This window comes from Shewanella sp. NKUCC01_JLK, assembly GCF_019345615.1.
Classification (GTDB): Bacteria; Pseudomonadota; Gammaproteobacteria; order Enterobacterales; family Shewanellaceae; genus Shewanella; species Shewanella oncorhynchi.
Genome location: NZ_JAHKRD010000021.1, coordinates 1 through 17,646, shown reverse-complemented (window position 1 = coordinate 17,646; position 17,646 = coordinate 1). Strand labels below are relative to the sequence as shown.

At 48.4% G+C, this 17,646-nt stretch carries 11 protein-coding genes; 2 read left to right on the top strand and 9 right to left on the bottom strand.

The features are described from left to right. From fdnG to hutC, 4 genes are all read right to left on the bottom strand, one after another. Window positions 1-3,015 (bottom strand): formate dehydrogenase-N subunit alpha, encoded by a 3,015-nt coding sequence (gene fdnG / locus KO537_RS19700; protein ID WP_158683032.1) that lies wholly within the window; start codon window positions 3,013-3,015, stop codon window positions 1-3. Window positions 3,016-3,690: 675 nt separating this feature from the next. Continuing rightward, window positions 3,691-5,232: a histidine ammonia-lyase gene (gene hutH, locus KO537_RS19695; protein WP_219235468.1), complete on the bottom strand. Its 1,542-nt coding sequence runs from the start codon at window positions 5,230-5,232 to the stop codon at window positions 3,691-3,693. A 52-nt stretch (window positions 5,233-5,284) separates the two neighbouring features. Beyond that, window positions 5,285-6,952, bottom strand: a complete 1,668-nt coding sequence (hutU, locus tag KO537_RS19690; protein ID WP_173496972.1) for a urocanate hydratase — start codon at window positions 6,950-6,952, stop codon at window positions 5,285-5,287. Between the two features lie 155 nt (window positions 6,953-7,107). Further along, entirely contained in the window at window positions 7,108-7,815 is a 708-nt protein-coding gene (gene hutC / locus KO537_RS19685) for a histidine utilization repressor (protein ID WP_219235466.1), read from the bottom strand. A gap of 233 nt (window positions 7,816-8,048) precedes the next feature. On the opposite strand from hutC, the gene hutI reads away from it, so the two are divergent. After that, window positions 8,049-9,275, top strand: coding sequence for an imidazolonepropionase (hutI, locus tag KO537_RS19680; protein ID WP_219235464.1), 1,227 nt, complete (start codon window positions 8,049-8,051; stop codon window positions 9,273-9,275). A gap of 112 nt (window positions 9,276-9,387) precedes the next feature. Here the strand turns inward: hutI and KO537_RS19675 are convergent, their stop codons facing one another. The 3 genes from KO537_RS19675 to KO537_RS19665 form a co-directional block, all read right to left on the bottom strand. Continuing rightward, entirely contained in the window at window positions 9,388-10,140 is a 753-nt protein-coding gene (locus KO537_RS19675; protein ID WP_219235462.1) for a siderophore-interacting protein, read from the bottom strand. Further along, window positions 10,133-10,693, bottom strand: a complete 561-nt coding sequence (locus KO537_RS19670) for a MarR family winged helix-turn-helix transcriptional regulator (RefSeq protein WP_113941237.1) — start codon at window positions 10,691-10,693, stop codon at window positions 10,133-10,135. The genes KO537_RS19675 and KO537_RS19670 overlap by 8 nt, the downstream gene beginning before the upstream one ends. Before the next feature lie 476 nt (window positions 10,694-11,169). Beyond that, window positions 11,170-11,442 carry a hypothetical protein gene (locus tag KO537_RS19665; RefSeq protein WP_014610083.1) on the bottom strand — a complete coding sequence of 91 codons (273 nt, stop codon included), beginning with the start codon at window positions 11,440-11,442 and terminating at the stop codon, window positions 11,170-11,172. Window positions 11,443-12,115: 673 nt separating this feature from the next. Between KO537_RS19665 and KO537_RS19660 the strand changes: the two genes are divergently transcribed. After that, window positions 12,116-13,939, top strand: a complete 1,824-nt coding sequence (locus tag KO537_RS19660) for a glycerophosphodiester phosphodiesterase (RefSeq protein WP_219235461.1) — start codon at window positions 12,116-12,118, stop codon at window positions 13,937-13,939. Window positions 13,940-14,314: 375 nt separating this feature from the next. Here the strand turns inward: KO537_RS19660 and KO537_RS23275 are convergent, their stop codons facing one another. Together KO537_RS23275 and KO537_RS19655 are read right to left on the bottom strand one after the other, a co-directional pair. After that, on the bottom strand, window positions 14,315-14,440 hold the full coding sequence (locus KO537_RS23275; protein WP_276572377.1) for a hypothetical protein: 126 nt from the start codon (window positions 14,438-14,440) through the stop codon (window positions 14,315-14,317). Window positions 14,441-14,753: 313 nt separating this feature from the next. After that, a partial coding sequence (locus KO537_RS19655; RefSeq protein WP_219235459.1) for an InlB B-repeat-containing protein occupies window positions 14,754-17,646 on the bottom strand: 2,893 nt, incomplete at its 5' end.

Here is a 17,646-nt window from a genome sequence, read left to right as displayed (position 1 = left end):
TCAGATCCCCTCCGCTTTAGTGATGTTAACCAAAAATGCTTTGAACTCAGGCACCTGTGTATTTGCATCCCCCACTTCCGTGGTGAGTACGTTACAGGAGTAACTCTTACGAGTGAGTGCATTATGGCTGCCGTGACGGGGTAACCCGACGGTATGGACTAACTGGCCATTTACCTTTAACGGCTGTAGCCGTTTAGTCACTAAGGCTTTGGTTTCAATGCTGCCGCGTTTAGAGCTGACAGTGACCCAATCCCCATTGGCGATACCTTTTTCTGCCGCTAACATTTCATCGATTTCGACGAAGGTTTCAGGCATAGAAATCGCAGCTAAACGAGCATGCGTAGACCAGAAGTTAAAGTGTTCAGTTACACAGTAAGTAGTTGCCACATAAGGGAAGTCCTTATGGGAACCTAAGGTTTCCTTCACACCCGGTAACATACGTACCGCAGGGTTACTGGTGACCTTGTGTAACGGGTTCAACCCAATAGGCGACTCCATCGGCTCGTAGTGCTCAGGGAACGGACCTTCGGCCAATAATTTAAGGGCGAAGAAACGACCCACACCTTCGGGTTGCATGATGAAGGGGCCAGCGGATTCCTGTGGTGTTAACTTCATATTGAAGTCGCCCACATCGATACCGTGCCACTTACCGTCAACCCACTCGACGATAGTGCGTTTTGGATCCCAAGGTTTGCCGTTGATATCGCAAGAAGCGCGGTTATACAGCACACGACGGTTTGCTGGCCAAGCAAATGCCCAACCCGGAGTAATACCTTTACCCGAAGGATCATGGTTGTCACGGCGAGCCATCAAGTTGCCTTCTTCGGTCCAAGAACCCGCATAAATCCAACAGGCGCTGGCGGTACTACCATCGGCTTTCAGTTCAGCAAAACTACTGAGCTGACGTTGAGTCACGAGATCCTTACCGTTAAGCTCGCGAGCGATTTCTTCAGCGTGCGGTGAGTGAGGATTGTGGTAATTCCAGCTCATCGCATGTACAGGCTCAGGCAACTTACCGCCCTCTTGTTTGTACAGTTCACGCATTGCCATTAAGACGCCAGAGAGAATCTCAGCATCTGGCTTAGCTTCACCCGGCGGGTTAGCCCCCTTCCAATGCCACTGTATCCAACGGCCAGAGTTGACGATGGAACCTTCTTCCTCGGCAAAACATGTCGTAGGTAAACGGAACACTTCCGTCATAATTTCAGCGGGATTGACTTCATTGAAGCCATCGGCATTTTGCCAGAAGGTTGCGGTTTCCGTTGCCAAGGCATCCAACACCACCATGTACTTAAGATTACTCAAGGCTTTGAGTACCTTATTACGGTTTGGCATAGAGTTAATGGCGTTAACACCTTGGATAATGTAGCCATTCACTTCGCCGTGGAAAGCCATATCTAAGTGTTTAGTAAAGTCGTACTGCTTGTCCCATTTCGGCAACCAGTCATAACCAAAGTCATTTTCAACCGTAGCGTTATCGCCCCAAAAGCTCTTCATTTGCGAAACAAAGAATTTAGGGTAATTTTGCCAATAGTTGGTTTGACCCGGACGCAGAGCGACAGGGGTATAGTTGTGGAGATAGGTTTTAAGATTAATGTCTTTTTCGTTCGGTAACTTGAGGTAACCGGGCAAGCTTTGACACAATAAACCCATATCGGTCGCGCCTTGCACGTTCGAGTGTCCGCGCAGAGCGTTAACACCACCGCCCAACACCCCAATGTTACCCAGCAGCAACTGCACCATGGCCATAGAGCGAATGTTCTGCGCCCCTTTACTGTGGTGAGTCCAACCTAAGGCATACATAAAGGTCGCGGCTCTATCGTGGGTATGAGTGCTACCAATTTGTTGGCAAACGATCTCATAGTCCGCAATCGGCGTACCGGTAATATTGCTTACTGTTTCAAAGTCATAGCGTTCTACATGTTGCTTCATTAAGTTCCACACACAGCGTGGATGTTCGAAGCTAGGATCGATTTTCGCGTAACCCTGTTCGTCTAACTCGTAATACCAAGACTCTTTATTGTAGCTATCTGTTTCTTCATCGAAACCACTGAACAGACCTTCACTAAAAGAGAAGTCTTCGCGCACTATGTAACTGGCATTGGTATAAGCCTTCACATAGTCGTAGTTCACTTGTTTGGTTTCAATAAGATAGCGGATCACCCCGAGCAGGAAGGCGATATCTGTGCCCGAGCGGATCGGCGCATAGTAATCGGCCACAGCGGCGCTACGGGTGAAGCGAGGATCGACCACCAAAAGTTTAGCGTTGTTATGTTGCATAGCTTCTGTAACCCAGCCGAATCCGACAGGGTGAGCCTCTGCAGCATTACCGCCCATAATAATGATCAAATTAGAGTTTTTAATATCGATCCAGTGGTTGGTCATGGCACCACGTCCAAATGTCGGAGCAAGACTTGCTACCGTTGGAGAGTGTCAGTTACGCGCAATAGTATCGATTGCAACTAGGCCCAGTGCCCGTGCAAATTTCTGGGTGATATAGCCGCCTTCATTCGGCATCGCCGACGAGGTCATCATCCCAGTGCTAAGCCAACGGTTAACCGTCATCCCAGCAGAATTCTTTTCAATCAAGTTAGCATCACGGTCATTCTTCATCAGACGGGCGATGCGTTGGTAAGCTTCAGTCCAGCTGATACGAGTCCATTCATTACTGCCTGGCGCACGGTACTCAGGATATTTAAGACGATTAGGGCTGTTCACATAATCCACTAGACCAGCACCCTTAGGACACAAGGCCCCGCGGTTGACTGGATGGTCTGCATCCCCTTCGATATGGAAAATACTTTGTTCGGCGTTTTTGCCGTTACTTCCTTTGCTGTACATCAGCAATCCGCAACCCACTGAGCAATAGCAGCAGTTATTGCGGGTTTCTTTCGCGCTAATGAGTTTGAATTCTCGAACGGCCGCATAGGCCTTTTCGGACATCAATCCCAACGCTGAAATTGCTGAGGTGGCAGCTCCGGCAGCACACAGTCTAAAAAACTGGCGTCTGTTCATTGCGTCCTCTCACACTCTTGTCGTTATGAGTCTAGTGGTTGCTGTGGTAAAAATGGCAACCGATTGAGTGAGTCCTACTAAAGACCACACTTAATTTAAGATTATCCCCAAAGAAGAAATAGATAACAAATAATGACATGAGATCAAGATCTCAAATAAACAACCACAGAACTTAACTCCAAAAAACATTTCAAATAAAGCACCAAAGACCAATAAATGATAATAAAAGCACAATTTAAGGAATTAAAAACTAATAAACCACAAAAGACAATTTGTCCAACATGACAACCCCATATTGTCCCACATAATAGAGTTATGGTTATTAAAAATGATTATATGCATTCAAATATGCATAATGATGGCGGATAAAAACACAAAGGTAACGGTTTCTAGATGGATAGACAGCCACAAAAACTGACAATGTAAAGATTAGGGCAAAAAGTGCAGAGTCTGCGGTGTTAAACACACCAAAATGGCAAAGACAAAGATCGAGGAAAAGCAGATAAAAACCAAAGAAAAAGGTACAAGCAATCTGCCTGCACCTTAAATTTTGCCTTTTAACGCTTATTTTTAGCGCATTGAGGCGCAAAATCTGGGCGCGATAACAAAAGCGCCTCAGTGCAGCCTATTCCCGCGGAGTAAACACCTGTTCAGCCATTAAACTAAAACAAACGCCTAAAAGCTGGCTAGCGTTCCTGCTGGCAGATAAGTGTTAAAGCTCGCTGTATACAACAAATCTGTCGCGGCTTCGATATCTGGCGCGAAGTATCTGTCTTTATCGTAATAAGCGACGACTTCACGTAATTCGGCTTTAGCCTTAGCTACTGCGACACTTGGGGCTAAAGGAGCGCGGAAATCTAAACCCTGAGCCGCCGCTAACAATTCAATTGCCAGTACACCACGGGTATTTTCGCTCATATCGCGCAAGCGGCGCGCCGCAAAGGTCGCCATAGAAACATGGTCTTCTTGGTTTGCCGATGTTGGCAAGCTGTCAACTGATGCCGGATGAGCGTAGGTCTTGTTCTCAGACGCCAATGCCGCCGCCGTCACTTGGGCGATCATAAAGCCCGAATTCACCCCGCCGTTTTTTACCAAAAATGGCGGCAGTTTAGATAGGCTAGAATCGATCAATAACGCAATACGACGCTCGGCAATGGAGCCCAGTTCAGCAATCGCAATCGCCAGATTATCCGCCGCCATAGCCACGGGTTCGGCGTGGAAGTTACCGCCAGAAATGATATCGCCTGTATCTTGGAACACCAGTGGGTTATCGGTTACGCCATTGGCCTCTGTGCCTAACACATCGGCCGCGTGACGAATTTGGGTCAAGCAAGCACCCAGCACCTGTGGCTGACAGCGCAGTGAGTAAGGATCTTGCACCTTTTCACAATTAACGTGACTTAAGCTGATCTCAGACTCTTCACCCAGTAGATGACGGAAGACCATGGCCGAATCGATTTGACCTTTCTGACCACGCGCCGCATGGATGCGAGGATCAAACGGGCTACGGCTGCCCATAGCCGCTTCGACACTCATAGCACCGATCACTGAACTTGCTGCGAACAAGTCTTCAGCGTGGAATAACCCTTCCAGCGCCAGCGCAGTCGACGCTTGCGTGCCGTTAAGCAAAGCGAGTCCTTCTTTGGCCGCTAAATCGATTGGCTTAAGGCCAGCGATTTCTAAACCTTCGGCGGCAGAAATTAACTCGCCTCGATAGCTCATTTCGCCTTCACCCAGCATAGGCAAACACATGTGCGCCAGTGGCGCTAAGTCACCCGAGGCGCCGACTGAACCTTTTTCTGGCACGCAGGGATAAACTTCGGCGTTCACTAAACTGATTAAGAAGTTAATCACTTCTAAACGAATGCCTGAAAAACCACGGCTTAATGAGTTGATTTTTAACACCATCATCAAGCGCACTGTGGCATCTTGCATGTATTGCCCCGTGCCAGCGGCATGTGACAACACGATAGAACGTTGCAGCAATTGCAGATCTTCGGGCGCTATCTTGGTATTGGCCAACAAGCCAAAGCCCGTGTTGATGCCGTAAACAGTACGGCCTTCATCCAACACTTTTTGCACGATTTGCGCACTGGTGTTGATATCAGTAATAGCATCTGGTGCGAGTTCCAGTGTCAACTTATGACGGCTGATTTCGCGCAATTGCGCTAGGCTCAAGCTGCCCGGCGTTAACACTAAGTGATTCACAGATTTCATATTTTTAGCTCCAAGCTTTTAGTTATTATTGTTATTGAGTCGTTAGCATCGGCTAGTCTTGCATAGGTAAATCGAGGCCCTGCTCCTTGGCGCAGTTTTTCGCAATCTCGTAGCCCGCATCGGCATGGCGCATCACGCCTGTCGCTGGGTCGTTCCACAACACGCGGCCAACCCGTTTTGCCGCCGCATCGGTACCGTCACACACAATGACCACACCCGAATGTTGGCTAAAGCCCATGCCGACGCCGCCGCCGTGGTGCAAAGATACCCAAGTTGCACCGCTAGCGGTGTTGAGTAGCGCGTTCAATAATGGCCAATCGGATACCGCATCTGAGCCGTCCAGCATAGATTCGGTTTCGCGGTTCGGGCTGGCCACTGAGCCAGAATCTAAGTGGTCGCGACCGATTACCACGGGCGCCGACAACTCGCCATTTTTGACCATTTCATTGAAAGCTAACGCCAAGCGAGCGCGATCTTTTAAGCCAACCCAGCAAATACGCGCTGGCAGACCTTGGAAGGCGATACGCTCGCGCGCCATGTCTAGCCAATTGTGCAGGTGTGGATTATCTGGGATCAGTTCTTTGACTTTAGCGTCGGTTTTGTAGATATCTTCGGGATCGCCAGATAACGCCACCCAGCGGAACGGGCCAATGCCTTCACAGAACAGTGGGCGAATATAAGCAGGTACAAAACCTGGGAAATCGAAGGCATTTTCAACGCCCATTTCAAACGCCATTTGGCGAATGTTATTACCGTAATCGAGCGTGGCTGCACCCGCGGTTTGCAGGTCGAGCATGGCTTGTACTTGCACCGCCATCGAAGCTTTCGCCGCTTTCACTACGCCCGCTTCGTCGGTTTTACGCATGGCGGCGGCCTCAGCCATAGTCCAACCCTGCGGCAGATAACCGTTTAACGGATCGTGTGCCGAGGTTTGGTCGGTCACCACATCTGGGGTAACGCCGCGGTTAACTAATTCAGCAAACACATCGGCGGCATTCGCTAATAAGCCCACTGATACTGGCTTACCAGCTTGGTTCGCTTCTTCAATCATGGCTAATGCTTCATCGAGCGAAGTGGCTTTTTTGTCAACATAACGAGTACGCAGGCGGAAATCGATGCGGGTTTCGTCGACTTCACAGGCTAACACTGAGAAGCCAGCCATAGTGCCCGCCAGCGTTTGTGCGCCGCCCATACCACCTAACCCGCCAGTAAGGATCCATTTGCCTTTAGAGATGCCCTCAAAGTGCTGTTTTGCGACCGACACAAAGGTCTCGTAGGTGCCTTGGACTATGCCTTGAGTGCCGATATAGATCCAAGAACCCGCCGTCATCTGACCGTACATGGCCAAACCGAGCTTGTCTAACTCGTTGAAATGCTCCCAGTTCGCCCAGTGTGGCACTAGGTTTGAGTTAGCAATCAGCACGCGCGGTGCATCCGCATGGGTGCGAAATACGCCCACAGGTTTGCCCGATTGCACTAATAAGGTTTCGTCGTCTTCGAGGCGTTGTAAAACTTCGATAATTTTGTCGTAACAGTCCCAATCGCGGGCGGCGCGGCCGATACCACCATAGACGACTAAGTCTTCTGGGCGCTCGGCGACATCGGGATGTAAGTTGTTCATTAACATACGCATTGGCGCTTCAGTGAGCCAACTCTTACAGCTTAATTGCGTGCCATGCGGTGCAATAATGCGGCGGCTTGGGTCGTGGCGCTTATCCATTGAATTTTCCTCTTTCAACCTGTGGTGCTAACTCATATTCGCTAAGTCGCTAATACGGGTTAGCACTATTGTTTTTATTGTGTTTTTATCTTTTAACTTATAAGGGTACAGCTATCAAAGTTACTGATTTACATCTGTTAATCACGCCACTGGCGTTACTTGCTAAAGGTTAAGTGGCCGCCGAGTTTAAAGCGGCTACCTGGGTGAACTAATTTTGCGAAACTCACGACGCCTTGGTGTGACCAAGTGCGGCGTAAAATCTGTAGACAGGGCTCAGTGGCGGGGATTTCGAGCCTTTGCTGTAATTCTTCACTGGCGATAATCGCTTCAATCGTGTGATGCGCCTCGGTCAGCGGTGCCACTTGGGACAAATATTCGTGGGGTGTCTGCTGGGTAAAATCCTGCCATAAATAATCGGGCACCAACTCGGGATTCACATAACGCTCTTCGACTTGCAATGGTAAGCCCTGCTCGCAATGCACTAAGATCGAATGGAAGACTGTCGCACCGTACTCAAGTCCAAGGGAAATTGCGACACTCGTACTCGCCACGACTTGTTCTAACACCCATTGCTGCACGCTATAGCCGTGGCCACGGTCTTTTATCTCATCGGCAATATTGCGGATCGCCAACATAGACGACTGGGATTTACACCCTGCGACAAAGGTGCCTAGCCCTTGAGAACGCTCAAGCACACCGCTATCCGTCAGTTCGGTTAACGCACGTCGCGCCGTCATTCGGCTGCAGGTAAACAAGTCGGCCAGCTGATTCTCGGAAGGCACGCGGGCGTTTTCTTCCCACTCGCCAGATTCGATAGAGGAGATAATGTATTGCTTAATTTCTGCAAACTTAGGAATAGCCAAAACACATCCTCTTAAATTCAGCTTCTTGTTCCTGTGCCCTTGCGAAAGTCATGCTTGCTAAAGGGGCACAGACGAAGGCGACAAAGACACGGGTCTGTCATGCCACTTTCAAACGGTGAAAATAGCGGCTACAATCCTAGCTTGTATATACAAGTAAATACAAGCTAGCTCACATAAATTTAATAAACCGTTAATCACTTGGTTAACATCTGCCAGCACAGCGAGGGGAATACATGTCTTGGGATCAGGTTTGGATTGACGTTAACTTAGCCACAATGGACCCTTCCATATCAGCACCTTATGGCGCGATCACCAATGCGGCTATCGCAGTTAAAGATGGCAAAATTGCTTGGCTTGGCCCCCGCAGCGAACTGCCCGCCTTCGATGTGTTGTCCATTCCTGTTTACAGAGGCAAAGGCGGCTGGATCACCCCAGGATTGATTGATGCCCACACCCACTTAATCTTTGCCGGTAATCGCGCCAATGAATTTGAGTTACGCCTACAAGGCGCGAGTTACGAAGAAATTGCCCGCTCAGGTGGCGGCATTATTTCGACCGTTAAAGCCTGCCGCGAAGCAGATGAAGCAGAATTATTTGAACTCGGCCGCCAGCGCTTAAACGCGCTCGCCAAAGAAGGGGTGACTACGGTTGAGATCAAATCAGGTTACGGCTTAGATACTGAAACTGAATTGAAAATCCTGCGTGTCGCCCGCGAGCTCGGCAAGCATCACCACGTAGATGTGAAGACCACATTCCTTGGCGCCCATGCAATTCCGCCAGAATATAAAGACAATAGCGACGGCTACGTCGACTTAATTATCAATAAGATGCTGCCCGCAGTGATCGCCGAAAACCTCGCCGATGCGGTAGATGTGTTCTGCGAGAATATCGCCTTTAACCTTGAGCAAACCGAACGGGTACTCTGCGCAGCCAAAGCGGCGGGCTTAGAGATTAAGCTCCATGCCGAGCAGTTAACTAATATGGGTGGCAGTGCACTGGCAGCACGTCTTGGTGCTAAGTCTGTAGATCATATCGAATATTTAGATGAGACAGGCGTAAAAGCCTTAAGTGAAAGCGGCACCTGCGCCGTACTACTGCCGGGCGCCTTTTACTTTTTGCGGGAAACCCAAAAACCACCTATCGATTTACTGCGCCAATACGGCGTACCTATGGTGCTCGCCAGCGATTTCAACCCAGGTTCATCCCCCATTTGCTCAACCCTGTTAATGCTGAATATGGGCTGCACCTTGTTCCGCTTAACGCCAGAAGAAGCCTTAAAAGGCCTCACCTTAAATGCCGCCAAGGCACTCGGGATTGAAGATAACGTCGGCAGTTTAGTCATTGGCAAACAAGCCGATTTTTGTCTGTGGGATATCGCCACGCCTGCGCAGTTGGCCTACAGCTACGGCGTCAATCCCTGCAAAGATGTGGTGAAGAATGGCAAGCTAGTTCACCAGTAGCATAGTTCCATCAATAATAGGTGCATCAATAATAGGTGCATCAGCAGCAAAAACGGCATAAGCGAAACGTTAGATAAGGTCGCAAAATCAAACTTGGCGACCTTATCTGAATTTAAACACTGGCCCCATTTTCTAACTGCTCATCTTCTTGTTTTACCAGTTTATGCTCACCTTCGTTACAACCTATTTTCCAATAGCTCGAGGTATAAAAATGGCTCTTAAGCAATGAATGCGCTTGCTTAAAGTATCTTCTTAGCGCGCGCATGCTATTAAATTCACAGGCAATCCATACGGCGGGCTCGCCAGCAAGCCAAGGTAATTGGGCAATTCGCTCGACCAAAGGGCGACCTTCGGGATCGGTTTCAGGATTGATCACCCAATGCAGCTCAACATGTTCAGGATGTACTAAAGGCTGAATGTCGGCTTCGCTCAATACTTCAATCACAGCGTAACCCACGGCATTGTTTGGCAATTGTGCCAGATTCACGCTGATAGCGGGCAAGGCGGTCATATCACCTGCGAGTAAAAACCAATCCGCCTCAAAGTTGATCAGTTTTTTAAGCCCGGGTCCGCCGATTTGAATAATATCGCCCACCTGCGCCGTTTTCGCCCAACTCGATGCGGGGCCGTCGGTATCGTGCAGTACAAAATCCACATCGATTTCATCATTGCGTTGCTGACGGATAGTGTAAGTTCGCATTAATGGACGCTCACCCGCTTGTGGGAATAACAACTTGATATAGGCACTCTCTTGATCGGCAGGAAATCCAGCCAATCCCGCACCGCCTAAGGTGATACGTAGCATATGCGGGGTGATATAAGTCGAGCGGATCACTTCTAGCTCACGTGGTGCAGGTTTATTCATTATGATTTTCTCCTATTGCGTTTTCTGCCGTTAAGCGCAACTCAATGGCTCCTTTTCCAGCCGTATCTTTTGGCTTACTAGATGGTCTTTTTTGAGTAAGGCAATCAGTTTCACTTTTGGCGGCAGCGGCATCATCCACACTTTTACTGATCCTATTGGCAAGTTTAATAAAAGTATCAACTTCGTCTGAACTGAGCGCCTGCGTCATGCGCGCCACGGTTTTACGTTCTGAGGCATTGATCTGAGTCATGATCTTTTCCCCCTCAGCCGTGGGTCGCAGCAACTGGCTGCGGCCATCCTTAGGGTTGTCGATTTTAGTGATCAACCCACTCTGCTGTAGCTCATTGAGAACACGGGTAATTTGCGCTTTATCCCGCTGCATACGCAGGGCGATAGACTGGGCTGTCGATTCAGGATTGCGACACACGCCCTTCAAGGCTCGGATATGAGTGACAGGTAAATCAATCTCTTGTGCAGCAATATCGCTACGCAATTGCTTTTTGTAGGCATGCACTAATCTGTGTAAAGTTTCACTGAGTGACAATGACGACATAGAAGGCTCTCGATATAGTTGACTGTATCAACAATATCGAGATTAGTTGATTGTGTCAACTAAGCAACCCTGTACTGAGTGTGCGGCAATGTGCAAATAATCAGAAAATGATTAAGCACTGGCTTTCCAGTGACGCGCCATAAACTCATCCTTGAGGGCTCGACCGTGACATCCCTGTCACGAACGGTCCCTTACATGCCAGTGCTTAATCTCATCAACTCCCGCGCATATTAACGATCTAATTTAGCCATTAGCCTTATGCAATTTGAGTTACAGGAAACTGCGCCGCCATCACAAACTCGTTATGTTGATAATGTGGCATCATCAAGATGGCTTGAATCAGTTCTTAATGAATTTGATTCATTTTAGGGTAAAAAAATGCCCTCCAATACCCGATAACAGGGCTTAAGGGCATGTTTTGGCGGTGTGATGAATCAGTCTGGGGTTGAGTGATTCACTGACATGAACCAGAAAACTTAGTGAATCAATCCGCCAGCTCTTGCGATCCCTACAATACCAATCAAAATCCAAAAACCATTAAGTAACGTGTAAGCGGCATCTTTGCGTAAAGCGGCACACCATGTTAGCAAAACAGCATCTATCGTGTTGAAAATCCAAACAAACATAAAAGGACTTTCAGGGCCAAGCCAACTGACAAGTGAGAAACTAAATATGCGCATTAGAACACCAACCATTTCAAAGGTCCGCATGTTTGCGTTCAAAAATGCATTAAATTTTTTATAAGACAATTTATTACTACTCTTTTATTTATAAGCAAATTCTTATCATGTAGAACGACATAAAAGAACGACTGTTACCAACGCAATCCCTTTGACACGGGTAAATTGCGTGAAATTTTAGTATGTAAACCAGACGAGGTAAATCTGATTCACGGATTTTAACGAGGCAAACATGTATACACAGGTCTTACCTAGATTAATCACCAAATTTACATCTCAATATTTTGATTTTTATCCACAAAAAAATCAAAATATTGAATAAGCAACAAAACATAGACAGGCTTAATCTGCGATATTGTGCACTTCTGGGATAAGTAATTTATTTATAATGTCGACTCAACATGAGAATAGGATAGAAGGTATCACCATCAGCACACTCACAGCCGAATATACTCAACCCAATGTTTAAAATAGAGAAAGATTGCGATACCAATAAACTTGGCGACGATACTAAATCGAGTGAACCAACTTAACGAGCTATCTATTATTACACTTTGAAGAAAGCTCAATGACAAACGACCCGACATAGGCGCAGCTCGGAAACTTGAAATAATCAGTGTATTTATTGCTTTATGGATAATAACAACTGACTCACCAGCTCAAAACATTGCACGAATGACTAACCGTCAACCTGAAACGCTGCTAAATTACAGTCCTAAACTCGCACGATTAAGGAAGCTGCATGCTCAATCCTGAACACAGTTACTGGCATGACACGCTTAAAGCCATTCGTCGCTGCGGTAGAAAACTCATTGAATTTGAACTGCTATTTACCTTAGTGTCGGCGGGTATTATCGTCCCGTCTTTTGGCTGGCTATTGCGCCATCTGATTGCCAAAACGGGCAATGTCACCATAACCAATTACGACTTGATCGCCTTCGCCATGTCTCCCTATGGCTTGCTGTTTATGGTCATTACTCTATTCAGCAGCTTTACCGTGTTTTTTACCCAACGTGCTGGAGTCACGATTCTCGCAGCATCTGGCTTATACGATATTCCCATTGGCCCAGTGCGGGCGCTGATTTTCGCGACTGCGCGCTTACCCGTATTTATTCGCCTTGGTAGCATTTATGCGGCTTGCTTGTTGCTGCTCAGCGTACCTTTTATCGGGTTAGGGTATCTGATTTTCAGCGTATTTCTACAGGGACACGATATTAATTACTACTTGTATTTCAAGCCTATAGACTGGTATCTCGCCTTAACGAGTATGGCCTTCTTAGCGATAATCTATGTCCTTGTTGCCTTATATCTGTGGGCTAAAGCGGCCTTTTCACTGACGATTATTGTCAGTGAAACGACCGATGCTTTGACGGCACTCAAACGCAGCTGGCAATTAAGCGCAGGCAATGAACGCCCGATTATGTGGCACGCTGCGGGTTGGTGGTTGAGGATAGGTGCTTTGGTGTATCCCTTAATACTGCTGATCTCCTGGGGAGCCGATACTTTACTCGATAGGGTTACGCTGACACTTTCGGCAGAATTAGCCATATTGGCCCTCGTCTCTGCACTGATTTTTATGCTCAGTGCGGCATGGTCCTTACTCGGCATGTTTGGCGAAGCTTTTATCATCTTGCTGTTATACCGCCAACTGGGAGAAAAACCCGCAGGGTTAGAACGCCTTGGGCGACAAACGGTAAAAAGAACGTCTGAGCTGTCGCTTTATACGATAAGCGGGGTATTGATCGGCACTTTTTTAATCATGTTGGGATTAGGGGTATATGCCCTCAATAGTGAACCACAAAGGGATGACATCCTGATTACTGCCCACCGTGCTGGCGCTGCTAGGGCACCAGAAAATACCCTTGCGGCTTTGCGTTTAGCGATTGCAGAAAAGGCGGATTATGCCGAAATCGATGTGCAAACGGCATCCGATGGCACCTTAATGGTATTGCACGATGCTGATTTAATGCGCATAGCGGGCGATTCTAGGCGAGTTGCCAACCTCAGTGCGAGTGAAATACAACAACTCGATGCGGGGAGTTGGCACAGTGCCGCCTTTACAGGTGAATCCGTACCAACACTACTAGAGATGCTTAATGAGGCACGCAACAAAATCGGTTTGAACATTGAGCTTAAATATAATCAAGCCGATCCCAGCTTAGCGCAGGCCGTTGTCGCCTTATTGCAACAAGAGAAAATGACACAACAAGTGGTGATTACGTCGCTCGAAGCAAGAGCCATTGAAGAAGTGCAACGACTCGATCCTTCCATTCACACTGGCCTTATCGTCACTCAATCCATTGGCGATCCCATTAAAGCGAATACACAATTCTTAGCGGTCAATCAATCGATTACTAACGAAAAATTTATCGCCCGGGCACACAAAGGTGGCAAGCAAGTGCATGTATGGACTGTAAATAATCCACGGCAAATGCTGCGCATGTTGGCGCTGGGAGCCGATGTGCTCATTACCGACTATCCGCAGGAAGCCGTGGAAATCCGAGAACAGTGGCTCGCGTTATCCCCTGTTGAACAAACGGCACTACGCCTACGCTATGTTCTGTAAATTCTGCTTATTTACTAGGCCTCGCCTCGAAGCGCTTAGCTCTGCGTTGGAGCAACCAAAAGAGGCTGAGCACCCCAAATGAAGCGGCTAAAGTGGTCAGCGTGAGTGCAAGAAATCCGGCCACCCAAGTTAAAACAACATCATTCACTCGGAGTTTAGATTCAAGCAACGACAAGTCATTAAGTCGCAAATAAACCGACAAGGTATAGTTCAAGTGGATGATGGCTAAATAGTGCTATTTAACTGAAAAATAGTGATTTTTAGTCAGAGTCACACAGCCCATTGTTTGGTTGGCGGTGTAGAAAGGTAAAGCCAATGACTAAGTTTGAAGTCAGCCACGTTGAGGTACTGGCAACAAAGCGCAAAGTGTCATCGTCACTTTTCTAAGTGTTCGCAATGATTATCTGAATCTGGGGTAAATTCTTGCAAGGTTTCAACAGGGCCATGAAACAACTTGCCAAGCTCAGCGATGGTCATAGTTTTTAGCCGAAAAAGCATCATTACCCCATACTCTTTATCTACAAAAGAGTGCACGCCAAACGACACGACTGCAGTAATAATAGAAATGGGGGATATTAAAAAGCAGTTCGACACTCATCTGAGTTCTTCTTGGGCGCGGCATAGCAAGTCCTCCACATCAAGACTTTTGTTGAGTCGAGGATCCTAAATAATGCGATTTAAGCTGAGTAGCTCGATTTTCGGCGCGGACACAGTCAGATAACTGCGCACACATAAAAAACCCCGCAACAAAGGCGGGGTCAACAATAGAAAGCTGCCAGCGACTAAAACTGTAATTTGCCAGCAGTTAACAAGATCAAAAATGCCACTGAATACCGACAGCGGTCAGATTACTGACTTGTGGTGATGTCTGATAGCTACCATAACTAAGCTGAACGGACCATTGTTCTGACAAGGTCCAGCTTAGACCCGCGGTGTAGGCAGCTTGCCAATTTTGCTGCGAGCGTGATTCAGCAGCAGTATCAAATAACTGCTGCCGCTGCATTAAATACCAGCCACCAGCAGTACCAAACACGGACACCGGGCCAGCCAGAGGATAAGACAAGCGCACCGCCAATGTTGGACCATAACCTGAACCGCTGACCAGTCGTGCAACATCAGGCAACTCAGTCTGTTGCAACACACCAGGCAGGCGCACCGTTAACTCACCAGCATCCAACCAGCCGCCTTCCAGCGCCAGGTATGTATTTAACTGATAACCACCCTGCAGTTGCCAGGCCAGCCGCTGCTCCTGCTCCGCGCTAAATTGCTGACCTTGTAACTGAAAACGGCTGTCGGTATCCATCTGACCAACAGTCGCACGCAGATATATCTTATCCAGCGCCATGGGCTCTGCGACCACAGGTGTAGAACCCGCCACTAGCAACAGCAGTCCAACCCGACGCCGCAGCACCAATGCCAACAAACCGACCAAAGACCACCAGCCGGTGCTGCCACCCGCAGTGTTATAGACTTTATCGGTCCGTACAACCTGCGCCAGTACTCCGGGATCAACAATGACACCATTGGCTTTACCATCAGCATCATTTGGACCGCCATCTTCAATAATTAACCGCACACATTCATCCTTCGCAGTTAAACCCGGTGTCCACACCACATCTGACACCAACGGACAACGGCCTTCACTATTTTTGCCTGCACTAAACAACTGATTACGGCTGTTTTGCACAAAATCAAACCAGCGGCCATTGTGATGTTTACGCCAGACACTTTCAGTATTGATCTGACGACCTTGCGGCAACGGGATCACAACAGGCACACTTTCACCCTGATTATTCAGGTTTCGGATCTCAAAATCGACCAACTGGCTTTGTTGCTGGTAGCCTTGATCAGGTAAAGCGCCGTCATTCAACGCCACGCCAAACTGACCACTGGCCCAGGAACTGGCCTCACTTTGTTGACCCAGCGTCAGTTGATATTGCGCCGGAATTTCCAAATAACTAACGCCTGCTTCGGCCGGGGTACAGCTACTGACTCGGCCATTCTGGTCCTGCTCAACTTTTGGACAGAGTGGTAATCGGCCAGGCTGGGCAGTGAATAAATTCGCTGCCGCTGGCAGACCGCTCTGGTCAAGCTCGCTGCCACAATGATCATGCGCGCAACCAGCCACCACCAACAACACCACATCCGTTTCCAGAGTTTGGTTATTGTCAGTCGCTTGCAGCTTAAACTGATAACGGCCTTGTAACTTGGCAGGATCCAGCATCATCACATCAGCTTCCACCACAGCAGCGACAGCTAACTCGCCTAACTCCCAGCGATAATCCAGCACTTTGTCGTGACTATTGCCAGCCTGCAACCTGATCAAACCAGCTTCCTGCCTGACGGCATAACCAGATAAACCGTCCTGTTCTATGCTGACCTGCAACGCAGCAGTGCTGGCCATAGCGCCAGTCTGCAGTTGATGGATCGCCGGTGTGCCCAAAACCGCATTGTCTGAACTGACTGCGGTCAGCTTGATCGTGGCATTATTACTGGTCTGCTCCGATAACTGATAACTGCGACGCCGCTCGTCCTGAAGGTCAATCAACAACTTCTCCTCGCTAAGCTGAACGCCTTCAGCGCTAAACTCTACCGTCACCGGATAGCTGATCGCTTCATCACTGAGCCAAATACTGATTTTGGCTGCCGTTTGCTGTGCAACCTGTTGTGAGGCGGCAGTAAAAGCAACAAATGGATGCACTTCCAGCGTCAGTATCTGAATTTGCTGGCTTTGTTCATCCTGCAACTGCAACTGATAACGACCGGTTTGCTGACTGCTAAAGATAAATTCAGTGGCGGAAACCGCCTTGAAGAGAGTGCTGACTTGTTCTGGCGATAGCTGCTGCAGCTGGTTCGCTCGCAACACCTCACCACCCAACCAGCGGAACTGGCCACTACCACCGCTGACAGTTACCGCAACCGACTGATTGGCAGTGACCAGATTCGTCTGGACGGCTGCTTGCACCGCAAAAGCAGCGAAACTTTGCAATTCGACCATACAATCTGCCGTAATGGCGGTGGTGTGGATGGTTTGTTGTCGCAGCACAGCACCGCAACCATGCACTTGCAGATAAAGCGCCGGATCGGTTTGCGTCAGACTAAACACCGCAGATTGGCCATGGGGAATTGCTTGTTGCGCTGGGCTGATCGTCACCCCTGCGACCGTATTGACACTGACCTGATATAGACGATCTTTATACTGGGCCTTTACCGTTAAGGCAGCAGTGATTTTGCTAAAGTCCGCATCCCAGCCAGTGAAGGTATAACCTTCCCGCTCTGGTGCCGTTGGTGCAGTCGCAGCCCGGCCATGAGTAATTTGCTGGGTCGATAACACCTGACCTTCGGCATCGACAAAGCTTACGACATACACATTCTGGCTGTATTGCGCTGTCACTGTTAAAGCTGATGTCACTTTAGCAAAACTGACATCCCAACCGGTGAAAGTATACCCTTCCCGCGCTGGCACAGCTGGCGCTGTTGCCGACTGACCATGAGTAATTTGCTGGGTCGATAACGACTGACCTTCGGCATCGACAAAGCTTACGACATACACATTCTGACTGTATTGCGCTGTCACTGTTAAAGCTGAAGTGATATTAGCAAAACTGACATCCCAACCGGTGAAAGTATACCCTTCCCGCGCTGGCACAGCTGGCGCTGTTGCCGACTGACCATGAGTAATTTGCTGGGTCGATAACGACTGACCT

Coding starts and splice junctions, on each gene's coding strand:
- KO537_RS23275 (WP_276572377.1), bottom strand. CDS start 14,440: ATGATGCTTTTTCGGCTAAAAACTATGACCATCGCTGAGCTTGGCAAG.
- hutI (WP_219235464.1), top strand. CDS start 8,049: ATGTCTTGGGATCAGGTTTGGATTGACGTTAACTTAGCCACAATGGAC.
- KO537_RS19670 (WP_113941237.1), bottom strand. CDS start 10,693: ATGTCGTCATTGTCACTCAGTGAAACTTTACACAGATTAGTGCATGCC.
- KO537_RS19660 (WP_219235461.1), top strand. CDS start 12,116: ATGCTCAATCCTGAACACAGTTACTGGCATGACACGCTTAAAGCCATT.
- hutH (WP_219235468.1), bottom strand. CDS start 5,232: ATGAAATCTGTGAATCACTTAGTGTTAACGCCGGGCAGCTTGAGCCTA.
- hutU (WP_173496972.1), bottom strand. CDS start 6,952: ATGGATAAGCGCCACGACCCAAGCCGCCGCATTATTGCACCGCATGGC.
- KO537_RS19675 (WP_219235462.1), bottom strand. CDS start 10,140: ATGAATAAACCTGCACCACGTGAGCTAGAAGTGATCCGCTCGACTTAT.